The following is an 18,355-nucleotide window of genomic DNA, read 5'->3' as shown; positions in this document are numbered from 1 at the left end:
GACGAACGGCCCGGCATTGAATCGTCAAGCTCGGGGAGCCACCTTGCTCAGGCCGTTGATGATGCGGTCCATCGCGTCGCCGCCGTGCGGGTCGGTGAGGTTGGCGAGCATCTTCAGCGTGAACTTCATCAGGACGGGGTGGGTCAGGCCGCGCTGGGTGGCGACCTTCATGACGCGCGGGTTGCCGATCAGCTTCACGAAGGCGCGGCCCAGCGTGTAGTAGCCGCCGTAGGTGTCCTTGAGGACGCGCGGGTAGCCCTGGAGGGCCGTCTCGCGCTGCGCGGGGGTGGCGCGGGCGTGGGCCTGGACGATGACGTCGGCGGCGATCTGGCCGGACTCCATGGCGTACGCGATGCCCTCGCCGTTGAACGGGTTGACGAGGCCGCCCGCGTCGCCGACGAGGAGGAGGCCCTTGGTGTAGTGCGGCTGGCGGTTGAACGCCATCGGCAGGGCCGCGCCGCGGATCGGGCCGGTCATGTTGTCGGGGGTGTAGCCCCAGTCCTCCGGCATCGACGCGCACCACGCCTTGAGCACCTCGCGCCAGTCCAGCTCCTTGAAGGAGTCGGAGGTGTTGAGGACGCCGAGGCCGACGTTGGAGGTGCCGTCGCCCATGCCGAAGATCCAGCCGTAGCCGGGCAGCAGCCGGTCCTCGCCGGGGCCGCGGCGGTCCCACAGCTCCAGCCAGGACTCCAGGTAGTCGTCCTCGTGGCGGGGGCTGGTGAAGTACGTGCGGACGGCGACGCCCATCGGGCGGTCCTCGCGGCGGTGCAGGCCCATCGCCAGGGAGAGGCGGGTGGAGTTGCCGTCGGCGGCGACCACCAGCGGCGCGTGGAAGGTGACTTCGCGCTTGTCCTCGCCGAGCTTGGCGTGGACGCCGGTGATCCGGCCGGTGCGCTCGTCGACGACGGGGGCGCCGACGTTGCAGCGCTCGTGGAGGCGGGCGCCCGCCTTCTGGGCCTGGCGGGCGAGCTGCTCGTCGAAGTCGTCGCGCTTGCGGACGAGTCCGTAGTCCGGGAAGGAGGCCAGATCCGGCCAGTCGAGCTGGAGGCGGACACCGCCGCCGATGATGCGCAGCCCCTTGTTGCGCAGCCAGCCCGCCTCCTCGGAGATGTCGATGCCCATGGCGACGAGCTGTTTCACCGCGCGGGGCGTGAGGCCGTCGCCGCACACCTTCTCGCGCGGGAACTCGGTCTTCTCCAGCAGGAGGACGTCGAGTCCGGCCTTGGCGAGGTGGTAGGCGGTGGTGGAGCCCGCCGGTCCCGCGCCGACCACGATCACGTCGGCCGTGTGGTCGGAGAGGGGCTGGGCGAGGGGCTGGGTCTCGACGGTCACGGCGGGATCTCCCCAGAGTTCGCAATCTGCGTGCCGTCCGGCACTGGACATGGGCAGTCTATTCAGCAGAATTGATCACCCGGCTGAAGGGCTGCCCCGTGACCCCGTCCCCCCGCGTCGATCCCGTCGTCCGGCTGCGTGTCCCCACCGACGAGGACGCGGTGGCCTGGCACCGGCTGTTCGACCACCCCGAGGTGATGGAGTTCCACGGCGGCCGGTCGGCGGACCTGTGCGACTACGAGGAACTCACCGCCCGGCAGCGCCGTCACGACGCCGAACGCGGCTTCTGTCTCTGGACGATGCTCGACGCGTCGGACCGCGTGATCGGCTTCACCGGCGCCCAGCCGTGGGAGCGGGAGTGGGGGCCGACGGGCGAGATCGAGATCGGCTGGCGGCTCGGCCGGGAGTTCTGGGGGCAGGGGTACGCGACGGCGGCGGCGCTGACGACGCTGGAGCGGGTGCGCGCGGCCGGGGTGCCGGAGGTGGTGGCGATGGTCCTCTCCCGCAACGCCCGCTCGGTCGCGGTGACCCAGCGGCTGGGGATGCGGCTCGCGGACGTCTTCACCACGCCGGTCTCCGGGCAGGAGGGCCACTGCTACCGCCTGGCGCTGTAGCGGACCGGAGCGTCACGGGCGAAGGGACGGCGGAACGGCCAACTCCCTTTCGGTGACGCCCCGTAGTCGATTGTCACGGAAAGACAGGTGCGGCTTCCGGACAGGGGGGTCGGCCGGTTACCCTTCCAGTACCGCTGGGGGTGACATCTGTGCTCATACGGCCCAAAACACCCGAAGTGCGCGTGCCGCGGCTCGTCGGTCTGATGGCCATGGACGCGCGCGAGACCGCGACGGTCCACGGCGTCCTGCTGGCCGCGCCCGACCGGCCCGACTTCCTGCACACGGTCGTGGACTACGTCGTACGGCAGTACCCGCCGCCCGGAGTCGAAGTGCCGCGCGGAGCCGTGATCACGGTCTGGTTCGACCTGGCCGACGGGGAGGGCGGGGGCGGCGCGGGCGTGCGCGAGCCGCGGCTGCCGCCGCCGGGCGGGGGCGGGATGCAGCGCGAGCTGGACTCACCGGGCGACCCGTTCGCCGCGATCGGCCACTGAGCCCCGGGGCCGGGACGGGACGGGGGCCTCGGGGACACGGGTCACCGGGCCGGGGGTCGCCGGGCCGGGGCGCGTGAGGCCGTACGAGGGCTCAGCTCGCCTTGAAGCCGCGGTGCAGGGTGACGACGCCGCCCGTCAGGTTGCGCCAGGCGACCTTGGACCAGCCCGCCTCGCGCAGGTGCTCGGCGAGGGCCGGCTGGTCGGGCCAGGCGCGGATGGACTCGGCGAGGTAGACGTAGGCGTCCGGGTTGGAGGAGACCGCGCGGGCGACCGGGGGCAGGGCGCGCATCAGGTACTCGGTGTAGACGGTGCGGAACGGCGCCCACGTCGGGTGGGAGAACTCGCAGATCACGACGCGTCCGCCGGGCCGGGTCACCCGGTGCATCTCGCGCAGCGCCGCGTCGTAGTCCTGGACGTTGCGCAGGCCGAAGGAGATCGTCACGGCGTCGAAGGTGTCGTCCTTGAACGGCAGCCGCGTCGCGTCCCCGGCGGTGAACGGCAGCCAGCCGTGGTTGCGCTTGCCGACCTGGAGCATGCCGAGGGAGAAGTCGCAGGGCACGACGTAGGCGCCGGAGCGGGCGAAGGGCAGCGAGGAGGTCGCCGTACCGGCCGCGAGGTCGAGGACCTTCTGCGCGGGACGCGCGTCGACGGCCCGCGCCACCTCCTTGCGCCAGCGGCGGTCCTGGCCGAGCGACAGCACGTCGTTGGTCAGGTCGTACCGTTCCGCCACGTGGTCGAACATCGAGGCGACTTCGTGGGGCTGCTTGTTCAGGGAGGCACGGGTCACCCGCCCATTCTTGCAGCAGCCCCCCGAGCCGATGCAGCTCGCCCCGCGCGGCGGCGCCGACGAGCGGGCGTCTCAGGCCCGCCGGTGCAGCAGCCGTCCGCCGACCACCGTGACCAGGCTGGTGCCGTCCGCCGCGAGGACGGTGAAGTCGGCGCGGGCGCCCGGGGCCGGGGGCGCGGGGGCGGTGGAGGTGACGGAGAGGCCGGAGCGGTGGACGGCGGTGCGGACGGGCGGGCGGGTGAAGGGGCCCGCGACGGCGGTCACGCCGCGGCCCAGCATCCGCTGGAGCCCGCGCCGGGCGCTGGCCCCCCAGCGGGTGTCCGTCATCGGGACCGACGCGGCGGGCAGCGGCTCGGTGCCGAACTCGGCGGCCTCGCGCGGGTCGGGCCAGTAGAGGGTCTCCAACTGCCGTACGGCGTCCGGCTCGTGGCGTCCGGCGGCGAGGGTGCCCGCCCACTCGCGCAGGCGGGCGCGGTCGCCGTGCGCCGCGTCGAGGCCGGCGTAGGGGCCGAGGGCGACGATCCGGTCGCCGTCGACCAGGACGGAGACCGAGTCGTCGGCGAGCGGGCGGTGGATCGTCAGCAAGTGGGGCCGGGCCGGGACTAGTTGGAGGTGAGCAGCTTCAGCTCGGGGTGGGCGGTGCCGCCCTCGATCGCGACGGACGAGATGTGCGAGGCGACGCGCTCGTCGACCGGGTCGTTCGCCGGGTCGTCGTGGACGACGAGGTGCTCGTACGTCGTCGCGCGCTGCGCCGGGACGCGGCCCGCCTTGCGGATCAGGTCGATGATCTCCAGGCGGTTGGAGCGGTGCTTGGCCCCGGCCGAGGAGACGACGTTCTCCTCCAGCATGATCGAGCCGAGGTCGTCCGCGCCGTAGTGCAGGGAGAGTTGGCCGACCTCCTTGCCCGTGGTGAGCCAGGATCCCTGGATGTGGCGGACGTTGTCGAGGAACAGGCGGGCGATGGCGATCATCCGCAGGTACTCGAAGAGCGTCGCCTGCGTGCGGCCCTTGAGGTGGTTGTTCTCGGGCTGGTACGTGTACGGGATGAACGCCCGGAAGCCGCCCGTGCGGTCCTGGACGTCACGGATCATCCGCAGGTGCTCGATGCGTTCGGCGTTGGTCTCGCCCGTGCCCATCAGCATCGTGGAGGTGGACTCCACGCCCAGGTTGTGGGCGGCCTCCATGATCTCCAGCCAGCGTTCGCCGGACTCCTTGAGCGGGGCGATCGCCTTGCGCGGGCGGGCCGGGAGCAGTTCGGCGCCCGCGCCCGCGAAGGAGTCGAGACCGGCGGTGTGGATGCGCTGGATCGCCTCCTCCACCGACACCTTGGAGATCCGCGCCATGTGCTCGACCTCGCTCGCCCCCAGGCTGTGGATGACGAGCTGCGGGAACGCCTTCTTGATCGCGGAGAAGTGGTGCTCGTAGTACTCGACGCCGTAGTCCGGGTGGTGGCCGCCCTGGAACATGATCTGCGTGCCGCCGAGTTCGACGGTCTCCGCGCAGCGGCGCAGGATGTCGTCGAGGTCGCGGGTCCAGCCCTTGTCCTTGTCCTTGGGGGCCGCGTAGAACGCGCAGAAGCGGCAGGCCGTGACGCAGACGTTGGTGTAGTTGATGTTCCGCTCGATGATGTACGTCGCGATGTGCTCGGTCCCGGCGTACAGCCTGCGGCGCACGGCGTCGGCGGCGGAGCCCAGCGCGTGCAGCGGCGCGTCCCGGTAGAGGTCGAGCGCCTCCTCGGGGGTGATCCGCCCGCCCTCGGCGGCACGGTCCAGCACGGACTGGAGGTCGGCCTTCTCGGTCACCGGAGCGTCCCTTTCGTCAAGGGTTGTGGACGGACCGTGCCAGCCTACGCCAGGGGCTCCCGGCGGATCACGTCAGGCAGCGGTCGCCCCAGGGCGCGCGGGGCGGCTCCGAGGGCGCGGGGTCACGCCCCTGCGGCCAGCTCCGCCGCCAGCCGTACGGCCGTCTTCTCCCCCGCCCGCTGCTTGATCAGGCCCTCCTTGGCCGCCGCGCGGAGCCGGACCGTGACGGCGGCGTCACCGGCCGCGGTGACCACGGCGGTCACGACGACGGGGTTGAGGCCGCCCGCCCCGCCGCCGGTGACCATGCGCAGCGTCACAGAGGTGGCGTCGGCGGCGCTCAGGGTGGCCTCCAGCGGACGGCCGTGGCCCGCGAGGAAGGCGGTGACGTACCCGACGGCCCGCTCGTACGGCAGCGGCAGGGGGACGTCCGTCTCGTGGACGTTCTTCTTCATCCGGCGCGCGACCCGGCCGGTCAGCCCGCCCCGGCCGCCGCCGACGGAGCCCGCCAGGGCGGCCAGCCCGGCGGCCAGGATCTCGTCCTCGCTCGGGTCGTCGTGCATGGTCCCCCGCCTCGTTCCCTGTCGCGCCGGTCACCCTCGTGACCGTCGTCGCCATGTCATCAGGCGGGAGGGGCGGGCGTCCAGCGGTTCCGCCGTTCCGGGCGGGCGCTCGGCGGTCCACGCGCGGGACGGGGGCGGGGCGTTCCGGCTCAGGCCGTGTACGCGCCCACCAGCACCCCCAGGTACGCGCCCGCGATCAGGAACGGGCCGTACGGGATCGCCGTCCGGCGGTCCGCGCGGCCGGTGGCGAGGAGGGCGACGCCGTACAGGGCGCCGAGGACGAACCCGGCGAGGGTGCCGAGCATGAGCGTGGGCCAGCCGTACCAGCCGAGGACGGCGCCCGCGCCGAGGGCGAGCTTGACGTCGCCGAAGCCCATGCCGCCGGGGCTGATCAGGTGCAGGACGAGGTAGCCGGTGCCCAGCGCGAGCGTGCCGAGCAGCGCCGTCGTCCAGTGCCCGGCGTGCTCGGGGAGCAGCGCGGCCACGCCCAGGAGGGCGAGGGCGGTGGCCGCGAGGGGCAGGGTCAGCGGGTCGGGCAGCCGCTTCACCCGCAGGTCCACCGCGGCGAGCAGCACCCCGACCGGCGTGAGCAGCAGCCACACGGCCAGTTCGGGGCGGACGCCCGTGGCCGACGCCGCCAGGGCGCAGAGCAGCGCGGTCACCGTGGCGAGCGGCCAGGCGCGGGGACCGTACGGGGGCACGGTGGCGGGGCACGAGGGGCAGCGGGCGGGGCCGGTCCAGGAGCGGGGGCCGGTGGGGGTGGGGAAGGGGTGGCCGGAGGGGCAGGTGTGGCGCCAGGGGGGAAGGGGGGCGGGTGGCTCGTCGGTGGGGGCCTCGCCTGCGGGTGCCTCGCCTGCGGGTGCCTCGTCGGTGGCGCGGTCCGCCGGTGCCGGGGCCTCCGAGGGCGTGTCCTCCGTGGCGGGGTCCCTCGTAGCGGGGACTTCCGTAGCAGGGACTTCCGTAGCGGGGTCTTCCGTGGACGGGTCCTGCGGGTCGTCGAGCGGGACCGAGAAGCGGTACGCGGCCCTCGGCAGGAGGGCGCCGGTGGCCGCGCCCCAGGCCGCCGCCAGGGCGAGGAGCAGCAGGTCGGGGGCGGTGAGCGAGGTCATGAGGCCGCCGCCGTGCCGTCCCGCCAGGTCGGGAGGAGTTCGTCGAGCAGGGCCTCGGTGCGCGGCGGCACCCCGCGCGCGCCGCTCCGGGCGACGAGGTCGGCGGCGAGGGCGGTGAGCCGGTCGGTGTCGCCGGTGCCGTGGACGGCACGCAGCAGCTCGTGGGTGAGCCGCTCGTCGTCGGGGGCGGTGCGCAGGGCCGCGTTCAGCGCCTCCACGGCCTGCTCGGCGCGGCCCTTCTCCAGGTGGAACGCGGCCAGCGCGAGCCCGATGTCCGCGACCAGCAGCGGGAGTCGGGCGTCGACGATCTCGTGGGTGAGCCAGCGGTAGCGGCCCGCGGGGCGGTCGGCCAGCAGCGGCCCGCGCACCAGCACCAGCGCGTCGGTGAGGAGCCGCCCGCGGACCGCCCGGCTCTCGACGCCCCTGCCCTGGGTGGCCTCGTGGTAGAGCGAGCGCAGGACGTCCAGGTCGGAGACGACCGACCGGGCGAGGACGAGCCGCCCGGCCGCGTCCGCCGCCAGCCGGGGCGTGCCGTCCGGGTCGGTGCCGAGCCAGGCCCGCAGCCGGGCCAGGAGGGCGTCGCGGACGTCGTCGGTGACGCCGCGCGGCCAGAGCGCGGAGGTGAGGACGCGCGGGTGGACGCCCTCGCGGTGCAGCAGGAGCAGGGCCAGCGCCTCGTGCAGCAGCGGGCCGCGGTCGCCGTCGGGGGCGTCGGGGCCGATCACCTCGTACGCGCCGACGAGGCGGGCGTAGACGGCGGGCCGTCCCTGCTCGCTGACGTCGACGAGGAAGGGCGGGGTGGTGGGTCCGTCGGGGCCGCCTCCGGGGCCGTCGCCGGGGTCGGCCGTGACGAACAGCTCGACCACGGCGCGCTGGTGGGCGACGGGCAGGATCTGGGCCGTCAACTCCAGTCCGAGCAGCGGGGCGAGCAGCCTGCCCTCGGCGGTGACCTCCATCTCCCAGGCAGCGCCCGGGAGTTCGCCGCTGCCGGTGCCGACGAGGTAGCCGATGCCCAACCTGCTGGCGTCGGAAGCGAGTTCGGCGAGGCGTACGGCGTCCTCGGCGGACGGTTCGGCGGCGAGGAGGACCAGGTGCGGGGCCCAACGGGTGTGCTGGGCGGGCCCGGTGCGGCCGGTGAGGACGGAGTCGTGTCCGGCGGCGCCGAGCGCGCTCCGGCGCTGCCGGGTCTCGGCGTCCATCGTCTCGATGAGCGCCCCGGTGCCGTCGAGGTGGCGGATGCGGTTCGGGGCGAGCGGGGTGAGGTCCTCGCCGAAGCCGACCAGGGTGAGCGTCATCCGGTCCGACCAGCCGCTGGTGGCGAGTTCGGCGGCGACGGAGGCGAACAGGGCGGCCCGGTCGGCCTGCCGCCCGCTCACCGAGACGATGCCGGGCAGCGCCTCCAGGTTGAGCAGCAGCCGGGAGTCGTCCATGGTGCCGAGGGAGACCAGGCCGGGGTACGGGGCGGCGACATCGGAGTCGGAGTCGGTGTCGGTGTCGCCGTACCCTTCGGCGTCGGTGCGGGCGAGGACCCAGAACGTCTGGTCCTGGCCCTGCCGCCACGGCGTCGGCGGCCTGCCGGACGGCTGCGCGAGCTGGAGGTGCAGGTCACCGGCGGTGAGCCAGGCCGCGTGGACGACGGGCAGCCCGCGCGACTCGGCGGCGAGCGACCCGGCGAGGCCGCGCAGCGACCGGTCCAGCAGGCGTACGCCCTCGGGGTCGGCGCCGACCAGCAGCGCGTCCTGGACGTCCAGGGCGTCACCGGTCGGCGTGGGCGGCTCCAGGCCGCGCCGCCCGCCGACCGCGCCCAGCGCCGACTGCCACAGCAGTTGCCGGCGACGGCGACCGAGGGCGGCGAGGAGACCGGCGGCGAGGAAGGGCGCGGCGAGCAGAGACTCGGGGAGGCCGGGGAGGGGGGCGTGCGGGGAAGGGGCGTCCGCGGAGGGGGCCGTTGTGGAGGGGGCTTCGGTGGACGGGGCCTCGGTGGACGGGGCTTCGGTGGAGGGGGTCGGGGGCTCGGCGGGGCGCTGGCCGGGGAGGGCGGGGGTGGTGCCGTCGGCGGTACCTCTGCCGGGCGCGGCCGCTCCTGTCCCTGCGCCTGCGCCGGGAGCGTGCTCGGTGTGGTCGGTGCCGGTGCGGGCGTAGTCGTGGATCTGTTCGCGGACCTCCGGGGAGACCTGGGCCCGGTCCTCGGGCAGCTCGACGAGGTCGCCGCCGCGGGCGTCGCCGGGCATCTCCATGATCCAGCCGGGGCGGATGAGGCTGGCCTCGGAGAGGCGGGAGCCGTCCGGCTGGACCCGGTCCTTGTTGAGGGCGTGGATCTCCTTGTACCGGCGGCCGTCGCCGAGGTGGCGCGCGGCGATCTCCCAGAGGGAGTCGTGGTGGCGGCCCTCCGGCGGCTGGATGCGGTAGAACTTCGTGTCGCCGTACGGGCGGGCGGCGGCCTCGGCGCGCGCGGCGGCGTGCGACGCCTGCTCGGCGACGGCCGCGGCGGTGCCGGCGGCGGCCTGCTCGCGTTGCTGGGTCAGCAGCCCGCCCGGAACCCGCTGGGCGGCGGCCACACTCTCCCGCGAGGGGCCGTCCGGTCCCTGGCCGAGCTGCGAGAGGCCCGGAGTGAAGCTCGCCGCGGTCGCGCCGACCAGCAGCACGGCGGCCACGAGCTGCCGGGCGAGCAGCTGACTCGGCCCCGCTCCCGGCACCCGGCCCGGCACGCCCACACCGGAGAGCGCGGCCCGCGCCTCGACGAGCACACAGGCGGCGAACTGCGCCCACGCGAGCCAGACCACGACGGTCAGGAGGTCGACGAACGTCGAGACCGTGATCTCGTCCTGGAGCCAGTCGGCGCTCGGCGCCTCGTGCGGCAGCGGCCAGCCCACGGACACGGCGAGCGCGCCGGGCACCCCGACGACCAACGCGAGGAGCGCCACGAGGGCGAGGAACGCCTTGACGACGTCCCCGGCCGACCGCCGCCGCACCCGCACCGGCTGCGGGGTGCGGTTCCTCGGTCCCGGCGAACTGCCCGAAGGGCTTGTGGTGTTGCGTCGCGCCATGGCGGGTTCCTGGGTCGTGGGTGGAGTGGGTGGAGTGGGTGACGGTGGCTGATCGGGCAATGGTGGCTGATCGGGTGACGGGAGGGATTTCAGGGAGGAGTGGTGACGCCGGTCCTCCCTGTCGCGGTCACCCCACCAGGTTCTCCGCGACGGCCCGGCCCCGGACGACGACGTCGCCGCCGAAGAACAGACCGGTGAGGACGGGTTCGTAGGTGAGCCGGACCTCCACCTCGACCTGGTCGGCGGTGGCGGTGACGCAGTGGGTGGCGGCGGTGTCGGAGGCGGAAAGGTCCATCTCGCGGGCGAAGGCGCGGACTCGGGCGTCGCAGGTGCCCGCGTTGATGGGGGCGTCGCCGCCCTCGTTCTCGTAGAGGGCTTCGCGGTCGATGTCCTGGGCGGCGTAGCGGGCGGCCTGTTCGGCGATGTCGGCGGCGCGTTCGCGCTGGGAGATGGCGAGGCCGCCGTCGATGACGAAGGCGGAGAGGGAGAGGAAGACCAGGGCGAAGACGATGACGGCACCCGCGCCGGAGCCCCGGTCGCCCGTGCCCCGGACGCCGTTGCCGGGGGCGCCGTTGCCGGGGGCGGCGCGCCAGGTGCGTACGTGCGCGCTCATGCCGCTCTCCGGAAGGGGTCCAGGGGTGAACTGAAGCGGGACGTCAGGGTGGTGGGGATGTCGAGGCCCAGCATGGCCAGGCCGCGCACCTCGCAGCTCACCTCAACCGTGAAGAGGGTGTCGGGTGCGAATCCGGGGCTGGTCTGCGTGACCGACACCGGCCCGGAGCAGACGTCCTGGAGGTTCGCGCGGGCCGCCCTGTGGGCCTCCGCGAGGGCGGTCGCCGGGTCCTTCTGGATCGATCCGGCACGGGCCGCGTCCCGCGCCGCGCCGTCCAAGGCGCCTCGTCCGTCGACCAGTTGGCCGAAGGCGACGAGCACGAGGACGAAGAGGATCATCACGGGGGCGAGGATCACCACCTCGACGGTGGAGATGCCGCGGTCGGCGCGCGCCAGGAGCTGCGCGGGCATGGTCAGTTCACCCCGTCCTCGACGAACCGCTCGACCGGGCCGACCGACCGCGCGTGCACGGTGAGGTCCAGACCGGGGAAGACCGTCGGCACCCGTGCCGTGATCTCCACGCCGACCGTGTCCGGCTCGGGCTGGACCGGCCGTACGTCCGGGGCCAGCACCAACTGCGGCCCCAGCTGGGCGATGTACGAGTCCACGACCTCGCCCGCGGCGCCCCGCCAGCCGCCGGGGTTCTCGTGGGCCATGGCCCGTGCCTTGCGGGCCCCGGCCTGGGCCGCCGCCTGGGCGACGTGGTCCGCGAAGAAGTAGAGCGCGAACTGCACCGTCGCGAAGATCATGAAGAAGAGGACGGGGGTGAGGAAGACGAACTCGATCGCGCTCATGCCGGAGTCACCGCGCGCGACGGCCGTACGGCGCCGCACCCGCCTTCTCGCTCCCGCTCTCGTCCCCGTACTCATGCCGTCACGTCACCCCGTCGTCGCGTACGTCCGTTCAGCAGGTCTTGCTCGCGCCGGCGCCCTCGATGCAGTCGCCGACCTTCTCCGCGCCGTCGCTCAGCGCCTGGTTGATGATGGCGGCCACGACGCCGACGATCGCCACCACGACGGCGGAGATGATCACCCACTCCACCGCCGAGGCACCCCGGTCGAGTTCACCGGAGCGGGCGCGCTCGACCCGGCCCCGGAGGAAGGTGACGAGGAAGTCCACGGCCGGAATGCCGGTGCGGAAGGTCCGTCCGTTCATGGCGAGTTGTCCTTTCGAGAGGATCGAGCGGTCAGCGGGCGGCGGGCGGCGGTGGAGCGCAGGGACCGGTGGCCCGGTGCCAGTGCCGGTGGTCGGGGGCCGGTGGCCCGGTACCGGTGGTCGGGTGCCGGAGCGGCAGGTCTGCTGAGGGGGCCGCGTCCGGGGTGGGCGCCCGGGGCCGTGCGGGACGCGTTCACACCTGGAACACCCGCATCGCCGCCGGGAAGATCAGGAACACCAGGAACCCCGCGCAGAGCAGGAGTTGGGCGACGAGCATCGACTGGGACTTCTCCCCCGCGCTGCCCTCGATGTCGGCGAGTTCCCGGTGCCGCATCGTCTCGGCGCGGGAGGCCAGGGACTCCCTGACCTTGGCGCCGTCGTCCGCGACCAGCGCCAGCGACGCCGACAGGTCCTTCAGCTCCTCCACGCCCAGTTCCTCGCCGAGCGCGCCGAGCGCCTGCCACTGGCTGACGCCGGTGATCCGGGCGTCGGCGAGGGCGCTGCGGATGCGCTGGTTGGCCCAGCCGTCGGAGATCTCCGCCGCCGACATCAGCGCCTCGGGCAGGCCCCGGCCGCCCGCCAGGCTCATCGACACCAGGTCGAGGTAGGCGCCGATCACCCGCCGCAGGTCGCGCCGTTTGGCCGCCGCGTCCCGCCGTACCTCCAGGTCGGGCAGGAAGAAGAACAGCGCCGCGCAGAGCAGGGCGAGCCAGACCGGCACGACGGCACCGCTGCCGAAGCCCAGCGTGCGGACCACCGCGAACAGCAGCGGCCCGAAGAGCAGTCCGGCGGCGGCGAGCAGTGTCTTGGTGGCGAGGAAGCCGTCCCAGCCGCGCTCCAGGACGTTGAGGTCGGCGCGCAACGAGTGCTGCTCCCAGCCCTGTTGCCGGTAGAGGTCGGCGACCCGGCGGCCGACCTCGGCGCGCAGCGCGCCCAGCCGCCCACCGCTCTCCGCGGCGGGCCGCCGGGGTGCCTCGTACGCCGTTCCGCGCGCCCGCAGCGCGTCGATGCGGGCGACCTGGGCGACCGCGCTGCGGCGGGTCGGCAGGAGGGCGCGGACCAGGACGTAGACGCCGAGCCCGAGGATCACGCCGACGACGACCGGCATCGTGAGGCTCACGGACATACCCCTTCGTCGGGTGCCGGGCGCGCCGGGGCGGCGCCGGGGTGGGGGTGGGTCGGGTGGCTGGGGAGGGGTGGCTGTGTGGGGGCCGCCGTACGGGGGCGGACGAGGCGGACCGACGACGTGTCCCGGACCAGGAACCGTTCGGGGGTCTCGATGGTGGACAGCTTGCGCAGCCACCAGAAGCCGAGTCCGAACAGTCCGCACACGCAGGCGAGGACGAGCTGGCCGACCGCAGTGCCGTACGGCTCGACGAACTCCCGGTTGAACACGGACAGTCCGAGGACGAACGCGATCGACACCGCGACCACGATCTGTACCGAGCGGCGGGTGGCGGCGCGTTGGGCCATCACGCGCTGCCGCATGTCGACCTCCTCGCGCGCCGATTTGGCGAGCGCGCCGAGGACCTGCCGCAGACCGGGGCCGCGGAGGCGGGCGTTGAGGATGAGGGCGGCGACGATGATGTCGGCGGACGCGTCGTCGATCTCGTCGGCGAGGACCTGGAGCGCGTCGGGCAGCGGGGTACGGGCCCGCAACCGGTCGACGAGGGCGTCCAGATGGGGGCGGAGCACGGGGGCGGCGGCGCGCGCGGAGGCCGGGATGGCCTGCTCCAGGCCGACGGCGCCCGCGATGGTGTCGCGCAGCGACTCGGTCCACGACGCGAGCGCCTCCACCCGCTTCATGGCGGCGCGTTCCTCGGCGGCGCCGCCGAAGAGACGGTCCCAGAAGAAGACGAGGACGGCGGTGGCCAGTCCGGCGACCGTCCAGCGGGTCAGCAGCAGGACGGCCAGACCGGCGAGCGCGGCGAACGAGCCGCGGCGACCGGCGAACCGGGCCAGGGCGGCGGCCCGCTCGGCCGCGCGGCGGCGTTCGTGGTCCGGCTTGGCGGGCAGCCCGCGGAGGGCGGCGACCAGCAGCGCGATCCCGCCGCCGACGGCGACACCGCAGGCGAGGGCGGAGAGCACAGGGCCGGAGAGCACGGGGCTGGCAAGCACGGGACCGGAGAGCACGGAGCCGGACGGGGCGGGGCCGGAGAGGGCGGGGGTGGAGAACGGCCCGGCGCCGAGGGAACCGGCCGCCGTCGCAGGGAAGTTCGTGTAGGTGATCACGGTGTCATCCCCAGGTCCCGGCCGGCCGGTAGCCGTGGGCGATCAGGTCCTCCAGGCAGGCGATCGGCGCGTGCGGGACGATCCGGCCGTCGGAGGCGGCGGTGAACACCTCGCTGGACAGGACGCGGCCGTCGACGCCGTTGACCTCGCGGACCGAGGTCACCTGCCGCTGGAGGCGTCCGCCGGAGTGGACGTCGTTGCGGCGCTGGACGAACACCACGAAGTTGACCGCGCCCGCGATCAGCATCTGGCTGGCCTCGATGGGCAGCCGCTCCGCCGCCTGGAGGGCGTAGGTGGAGACGCGGTTGAAGACCTCGCTGGAGCTGTTGGCGTGGATCGTGGACAGCGAGCCGTCGTTGCCCTGCGACATCGCGTTGAGCATGGTGACGATCTCGTCGCCGAGGACCTCGCCGACGATGACGCGCGAGGGGTTCATCCGGAGGGAACGGCGCACCAGTTCGGCCATCGTGATCGCGCCGTGGCCCTCGGAGTTGGGCAGCCGTTCCTCGAACGCCACGACGTTGGGGTGGAGTTCGGTGAAGGTGTCCAGGCCGATTTCAAGGGCCCGTTCGACGGTGATGAGCCGTTCGTGCGGGGCGATCTCGCTGGCGAGGGCCCGCAGCAGGGTCGTCTTGCCCGCGTTGGTGGCGCCCGCGATCATGATGTTCTTGCGGGCCCGGACCGCGCAGGCCAGGAAGTGTGCGACCTCCGGGGTGAGGGTGCCGTTGCCGACGAGGTCGGAGAGGAACACCTTGCCCATACGGGCCCGTCGGATGGAGAGCGCCGGGCGGCGGGTCACGTCCATGACGGCCGACAGGCGCGAGCCGTCCGGGAGCCGCAGGTCGAGCTGCGGGTTCGCGGAGTCGAAGGGCCGGGAGGACAGGCCCGAGTAGGCGCCCAGCACCTGGATCAGCTCGACGAGTTCCTCGTCCGTCTCGGCGACCGGCTCACCCCGGACCTCGCGGCCGTCGGCGTATCCGACGAAGACCTGGTCGCAGCCGTTGATGTCGATGTTCTCGACCTCGGGGTCGTCCAGCAGCGGCTGGAGGCGGCCGACGCCGAAGAGCGCGGCGTGCACGGCCGCCGCGTACTGCTCCTCCGTCGCCGCGTCCGGCGGTGTGCGGCCCGCGGCGATCTCGGTGCGGGCGTACTCCTCCAGGATCTGCGCGATGACGGCACGCGCGAACTGCCGTTCGTCCTCGGTGGACATGGGCGCGACGCCCGACGCCTGGTCGAGGCGGCGCTGTTCGGCGATCCGGTCACCGGCGACCTGCCGGAACCGCTTGACCAGCGCGTGGTCGACGGCGGTCACCGGCCGGCCCCCGCGTGCCCCTGCCGGGCGGGACCGCTCCAGGCGGCGCCGTACTGCTGGTGGAGGTCCGCGGTGACCTTGCGGGCGGAGCGGATCAGCAGCGACTTGTCGAGGCGGCCCCGCCTGCGGCCCGCCAACTGCTCGGCGCCCGCCGGGTCGTGGGCGAGCGTGCCGAGCACGCGGGCGCCGGTCTGGGCGTGCACGAGCATGTCGTTGACCTGACCGGACATCGTGCCCGCGGTGCCGGTGTCGGTGACCAGGACGACGCCGATCAGCGGGGTGGCGAGGCTCGCGGCGCCGCGCGGGCCGCCGTGCAGCCGTACGGACAGGGCGGCGGCGCGGTCACGGACGCGGGCGATCGCCTCGGGTTCGGTGCGGGCCAGCAGCAGGACGAGCGCGGCGTGCGGGAACAGGTCGACGGCCGGGGAGTCGCCGCTGATCCTTCCGCAGTCGGCGATGACGTCGGCGGGCTGCCCCGGAGAGTCGCCGAGCGCGGCGAAGGCGTGCCCGAGGGTCGGCCACAGCCCGGTCAGCCCGGTGGCCTGCTCGGCCGTACCGAGCCCGACGAGGACGTCGAGCCCGCCGTTCAACGGCTGTACGTGGTCCCAGAGTTGGTCGGGCACCAGGCCGCGGCGGGCGGTGGCCGCTATGGACAGCATGCCGGTGTTGGGGTTGAGGGGCCCGCCGTGCGCGGCGGCACTGCGGTAGACGAGGTCGCCGCCCGCCGGGTCGGTCTCCGCGAGCAGCACGCGCCGCGGCCAGACCGCCGCGAGGGCGACGGCCGCGGTGGTGACGCCGGGGGAACCCTTGTCGGCGGCGATTGCGATGAGCGCCATGGGGGTGAGCCGTCGCTCTCTACTCGCCGGAGCCGGAGCCGGAGCCAGTGCTCGCGCCGGAGCCGGTGTCGGCGCCCGAGTCGGTACCGCCGCCCGTGTCGGAACCGGCGCCCGGGTCGGCGTCCGCCCCGGAGCCGGTCGCGGACCCGCCGTCGCCGTCACCCTCGCGGTCACCCTTGCCGTCGCCGTCGCCCCCCGCTCCCGACGCGGACTTGGCGCCGGGGACGATCACGACGGCGGCGGTCCCGGCGGAGGCGGCGCGGGCGACGGCGGCGGCGTCGTCCCGGCCCACGAGGAGGGTCAGGCTGAGGTTGCCGGTGCTGACGGTCGCGTCGCCCTTGCCGCGTACGGCGCTGACCTGCGCGTCGGCGACGACGAGGGCGTTGCCGGAGCGGGCGGAGCCGGACGGGCCCGAGGTCGCGGTGTCCGAGGAGCCGCTGCCCGACCCGGACCGTGCGCCGGCGGTGCCGCCGACGTCGTAGACGGCCACGGTGTCACCGGACTTGATGTCGGCGGGGTACTGCCCCTCCTTGAGGGCGAGTCCGACCGAGGCCTTCCCCTCGGGGAGGCGCTGCCCCTCGGCGAACATCTGGCCCACGACGACGGTCCCGGCGTAGATCGTGGTCCGCGCGGTCAGCTTGCCCAGGGCGTCCAACTGCGCCCAGGGGACGTAGTCGACGCTGTCGTCGGCGGCGACCATGACGGAGGCCGTGTTGCCCCGGTTCACGGACTCGCCCGCCTGGATCTCCTTCGTCACCCGGACGACCTCGATCCGGTCACCGGCGCGCAGGACGAGCATCGTGGCGCCGAGCGCGCCCACCAGGATCAGCAGCACCGCGAGGGCCGCCAGCGCGGGCTTGCGCTCCCGCGGCGGAGCGGGAAGCCGTTCCCCCACGGCCGGTCGAGCCGGAGCAGCGGACCGACCCGCGCCCGCCCCCGTACGCTCCTGGATCTTCACGCAACAGCTCCCCGTACAGCCAAGTCAATCCAAGTACAGCCAGGCACTCCCAAGTGCACTCGCGTACACCCGAGTTGCACCCGAGAAATGGGTGCCCCACCCCGTACGCCGCGTGCGGCGCTGCGCACGACACGGCATGACGCCACATGCGGACCCGGACGCGGCGCTCGCACACGCGGCCGGAACGACGCTGAACGCCGGTGCTCGTGCGGGCCGGCCGACCGGCACCCGGGTGCGTGTCAGGCGCTCGCACGCTATCAGCACCGCATAGGCCCCTCAAGGCGACTTCTGACACGCGGGCAGCGGGCGCCAAGGAATATCGGATAGCAACCAATGCACTGTGCACCACAGTTGATGCTCAGCTGAAACACAGTTGAGCGCGGGAACGACGTCGTGGCGGGTGGATGTGCGGATGCGAACCGAGGCCGAATCAGCCGGGCGGGACGGACGTTCCGGACCCGATCACCCCCTGACACCACCGATCACCCACCAACCCTGCACGATTCACTCACGTCCGGAACCCCCCGCATCCCCCTCCACGGCCGGTAGCTCCAGCGAACAGGCCGACGACCAGACCAACCGCGGGCCCCCACCCCGGAGATCGGCCCCCTCTCCACCACGACCGCCCTGACACACCGCCAACCCCTCACCGGTACACCCCCAAGTCCTCACGAACACCCGCCTGAACAGCCCTGCCCGCCTGGCGAAACCGACGACCCCACCGATAGCGTCTGACGACCTGACGCCCACTCCGTCCCACGGGGAGCCCACTGTGAAGCGCCGCACTTTGCCCGTTGCTGTCGCGCTCGCCGCAACCACCACCCTCCTGCTGACCGCCTGCGGCGGGGGTGGGGAGGCGGGGGTGAAGGATGAGATCGCGGGGGCGGACAAGGGGAACGGCACGCTGTCGGCCTCGGCGACGCCGAGCACCCCGGCAGGCGGGGCGGGGCGGCCTGACCTGACGCTGCCGAACGACGTGAAGGAGACCTTCGAGGGCTGGAAGACCGGCGACCCGGCGAAGGACGCCGTCCTCGCGGACGCCGGGCGGTCGATGACGGCGGTGAACCGGGCGATCAGCGATGGGGACGTCAACTCGCCCGGACTTACGTACTACTTCGAGGGCAAGGCGCTGGTCGGCTCAGTGAAGTGGGTGCAGACGTTCATCGACAACGACGCAACAGTCACCGGAACCACCCGCTACTACGCACCCTCCGTGACCCTGTCCGGTGACACGTCCGCAGCGGTGGCGCTGTGCGCCGACGAGACGAAGGCGTTCAACAAGTACCGCAAGACGGGCAAGGTCGACCGCGACGCCCCGTCCGACGACTCGTACGTGTACTTCCTGAGCCGCCTGGAACGGAACGCGAAGGGCGTATGGGTGACGACCGAGGTCGCGTCCAAGGGCGGGAGCGCTCAGTGCGTCCCGTAGCCGCACGGAGGCTCGCCGGGCCGACGGCGCTCCTGTGTGCCGGGGCAGCCCTGTGGACAGGCACCGGCCCCGCTCACGC

Annotated in this window: 18 protein-coding genes and 1 pseudogene; 3 read left to right on the top strand and 16 right to left on the bottom strand. The window is 73.8% G+C overall.

All coding sequences use genetic code 11. From position 1 onward, the window contains the following. Positions 1–24 precede the first annotated feature (24 nt). Positions 25–1,332, bottom strand: a complete 1,308-nt coding sequence (locus ACIQPQ_RS33755) for a geranylgeranyl reductase family protein (protein WP_401311677.1) — start codon at positions 1,330–1,332, stop codon at positions 25–27. 71 nt (positions 1,333–1,403) lie between these two features. Here ACIQPQ_RS33755 and ACIQPQ_RS33750 point away from each other — a divergent pair, with 71 nt between their 5' ends. Further along, positions 1,404–1,946, top strand: a complete 543-nt coding sequence (locus tag ACIQPQ_RS33750; RefSeq protein ID WP_401311674.1) for a GNAT family N-acetyltransferase — start codon at positions 1,404–1,406, stop codon at positions 1,944–1,946. Between the two features lie 176 nt (positions 1,947–2,122). Next, complete coding sequence (locus ACIQPQ_RS33745) at positions 2,123–2,437, top strand: PASTA domain-containing protein (protein ID WP_383776352.1); 315 nt, start codon at positions 2,123–2,125, stop codon at positions 2,435–2,437. A gap of 91 nt (positions 2,438–2,528) precedes the next feature. Here ACIQPQ_RS33745 and ACIQPQ_RS33740 read toward each other — a convergent pair whose 3' ends face one another. The 15 genes and pseudogenes from ACIQPQ_RS33740 to ACIQPQ_RS33670 form a co-directional block, all read right to left on the bottom strand. After that, positions 2,529–3,224 carry a demethylmenaquinone methyltransferase gene (locus ACIQPQ_RS33740; RefSeq protein ID WP_401311670.1) on the bottom strand — a complete coding sequence of 232 codons (696 nt, stop codon included), beginning with the start codon at positions 3,222–3,224 and terminating at the stop codon, positions 2,529–2,531. A 72-nt stretch (positions 3,225–3,296) separates the two neighbouring features. Further along, complete coding sequence (locus ACIQPQ_RS33735) at positions 3,297–3,809, bottom strand: hypothetical protein (protein WP_401311667.1); 513 nt, start codon at positions 3,807–3,809, stop codon at positions 3,297–3,299. A 17-nt stretch (positions 3,810–3,826) separates the two neighbouring features. After that, complete coding sequence (gene mqnC, locus ACIQPQ_RS33730) at positions 3,827–5,026, bottom strand: cyclic dehypoxanthinyl futalosine synthase (RefSeq protein ID WP_383776344.1); 1,200 nt, start codon at positions 5,024–5,026, stop codon at positions 3,827–3,829. Between the two features lie 122 nt (positions 5,027–5,148). Then, on the bottom strand, positions 5,149–5,586 hold the full coding sequence (locus ACIQPQ_RS33725) for a hypothetical protein (RefSeq protein WP_401311664.1): 438 nt from the start codon (positions 5,584–5,586) through the stop codon (positions 5,149–5,151). A 149-nt stretch (positions 5,587–5,735) separates the two neighbouring features. Then, entirely contained in the window at positions 5,736–6,695 is a 960-nt protein-coding gene (locus tag ACIQPQ_RS33720) for a prepilin peptidase (protein WP_401311662.1), read from the bottom strand. Beyond that, positions 6,692–9,742: a BTAD domain-containing putative transcriptional regulator gene (locus ACIQPQ_RS33715; RefSeq protein ID WP_401311659.1), complete on the bottom strand. Its 3,051-nt coding sequence runs from the start codon at positions 9,740–9,742 to the stop codon at positions 6,692–6,694. The genes ACIQPQ_RS33720 and ACIQPQ_RS33715 overlap by 4 nt, the downstream gene beginning before the upstream one ends. 127 nt (positions 9,743–9,869) lie before the next feature. Continuing rightward, positions 9,870–10,355, bottom strand: a complete 486-nt coding sequence (locus tag ACIQPQ_RS33710; RefSeq protein WP_401311657.1) for a pilus assembly protein TadG-related protein — start codon at positions 10,353–10,355, stop codon at positions 9,870–9,872. Further along, a complete protein-coding gene (locus ACIQPQ_RS33705; RefSeq protein ID WP_401311654.1) occupies positions 10,352–10,765 on the bottom strand; it encodes a TadE/TadG family type IV pilus assembly protein in 414 nt (137 codons plus the stop codon). Before ACIQPQ_RS33705 ends, ACIQPQ_RS33710 begins: the two co-directional genes overlap by 4 nt. Positions 10,766–10,767: 2 nt before the next feature. Then, complete coding sequence (locus ACIQPQ_RS33700) at positions 10,768–11,148, bottom strand: TadE family protein (RefSeq protein WP_401311651.1); 381 nt, start codon at positions 11,146–11,148, stop codon at positions 10,768–10,770. A 109-nt stretch (positions 11,149–11,257) separates the two neighbouring features. Next, positions 11,258–11,509, bottom strand: a complete 252-nt coding sequence (locus ACIQPQ_RS33695; protein WP_383776324.1) for a hypothetical protein — start codon at positions 11,507–11,509, stop codon at positions 11,258–11,260. Positions 11,510–11,702: 193 nt separating this feature from the next. After that, positions 11,703–12,635: a type II secretion system F family protein gene (locus tag ACIQPQ_RS33690; protein ID WP_401311648.1), complete on the bottom strand. Its 933-nt coding sequence runs from the start codon at positions 12,633–12,635 to the stop codon at positions 11,703–11,705. Further along, on the bottom strand, positions 12,626–13,627 hold the full coding sequence (locus tag ACIQPQ_RS33685; protein ID WP_401311796.1) for a type II secretion system F family protein: 1,002 nt from the start codon (positions 13,625–13,627) through the stop codon (positions 12,626–12,628). Before ACIQPQ_RS33685 ends, ACIQPQ_RS33690 begins: the two co-directional genes overlap by 10 nt. Positions 13,628–13,745: 118 nt before the next feature. After that, on the bottom strand, positions 13,746–15,053 hold the full coding sequence (locus ACIQPQ_RS33680) for a CpaF family protein (RefSeq protein WP_401311645.1): 1,308 nt from the start codon (positions 15,051–15,053) through the stop codon (positions 13,746–13,748). Continuing rightward, the gene (locus tag ACIQPQ_RS33675; protein WP_401311642.1) at positions 15,050–15,889 is read right to left on the bottom strand and encodes a hypothetical protein; all 840 of its coding nucleotides are present in this window, start codon (positions 15,887–15,889) and stop codon (positions 15,050–15,052) included. The genes ACIQPQ_RS33680 and ACIQPQ_RS33675 overlap by 4 nt, the downstream gene beginning before the upstream one ends. Positions 15,890–16,106: 217 nt before the next feature. Further along, positions 16,107–16,847: pseudogene (locus ACIQPQ_RS33670) on the bottom strand (hypothetical protein); the annotation flags it as partial. A 772-nt stretch (positions 16,848–17,619) separates the two neighbouring features. Here ACIQPQ_RS33670 and ACIQPQ_RS33665 point away from each other — a divergent pair. Continuing rightward, positions 17,620–18,276 carry a hypothetical protein gene (locus tag ACIQPQ_RS33665; protein ID WP_401311640.1) on the top strand — a complete coding sequence of 219 codons (657 nt, stop codon included), beginning with the start codon at positions 17,620–17,622 and terminating at the stop codon, positions 18,274–18,276. The last annotated feature ends 79 nt before the right edge of the window (positions 18,277–18,355 follow it).

Source organism: Streptomyces sp. NPDC091281 (assembly GCF_044757425.1).
GTDB lineage: Bacteria > Actinomycetota > Actinomycetes > Streptomycetales > Streptomycetaceae > Streptomyces.
Note: the sequence above shows the minus strand (reverse complement) of the source record. Positions and strands in the feature narration are given on the sequence as shown.

What these genes read in the sequence shown, in the direction of transcription:
- ACIQPQ_RS33695 (WP_383776324.1), bottom strand. Translation starts at nt 11,509, where the DNA reads ATGAACGGACGGACCTTCCGCACCGGCATTCCGGCCGTGGACTTCCTC.
- ACIQPQ_RS33705 (WP_401311654.1), bottom strand. Translation starts at nt 10,765, where the DNA reads ATGCCCGCGCAGCTCCTGGCGCGCGCCGACCGCGGCATCTCCACCGTC.
- ACIQPQ_RS33725 (WP_401311664.1), bottom strand. Translation starts at nt 5,586, where the DNA reads ATGCACGACGACCCGAGCGAGGACGAGATCCTGGCCGCCGGGCTGGCC.
- ACIQPQ_RS33675 (WP_401311642.1), bottom strand. Translation starts at nt 15,889, where the DNA reads ATGGCGCTCATCGCAATCGCCGCCGACAAGGGTTCCCCCGGCGTCACC.
- ACIQPQ_RS33710 (WP_401311657.1), bottom strand. Translation starts at nt 10,355, where the DNA reads ATGAGCGCGCACGTACGCACCTGGCGCGCCGCCCCCGGCAACGGCGCC.
- ACIQPQ_RS33720 (WP_401311662.1), bottom strand. Translation starts at nt 6,695, where the DNA reads ATGACCTCGCTCACCGCCCCCGACCTGCTGCTCCTCGCCCTGGCGGCG.
- ACIQPQ_RS33700 (WP_401311651.1), bottom strand. Translation starts at nt 11,148, where the DNA reads ATGAGCGCGATCGAGTTCGTCTTCCTCACCCCCGTCCTCTTCTTCATG.
- ACIQPQ_RS33715 (WP_401311659.1), bottom strand. Translation starts at nt 9,742, where the DNA reads ATGGCGCGACGCAACACCACAAGCCCTTCGGGCAGTTCGCCGGGACCG.
- ACIQPQ_RS33690 (WP_401311648.1), bottom strand. Translation starts at nt 12,635, where the DNA reads ATGTCCGTGAGCCTCACGATGCCGGTCGTCGTCGGCGTGATCCTCGGG.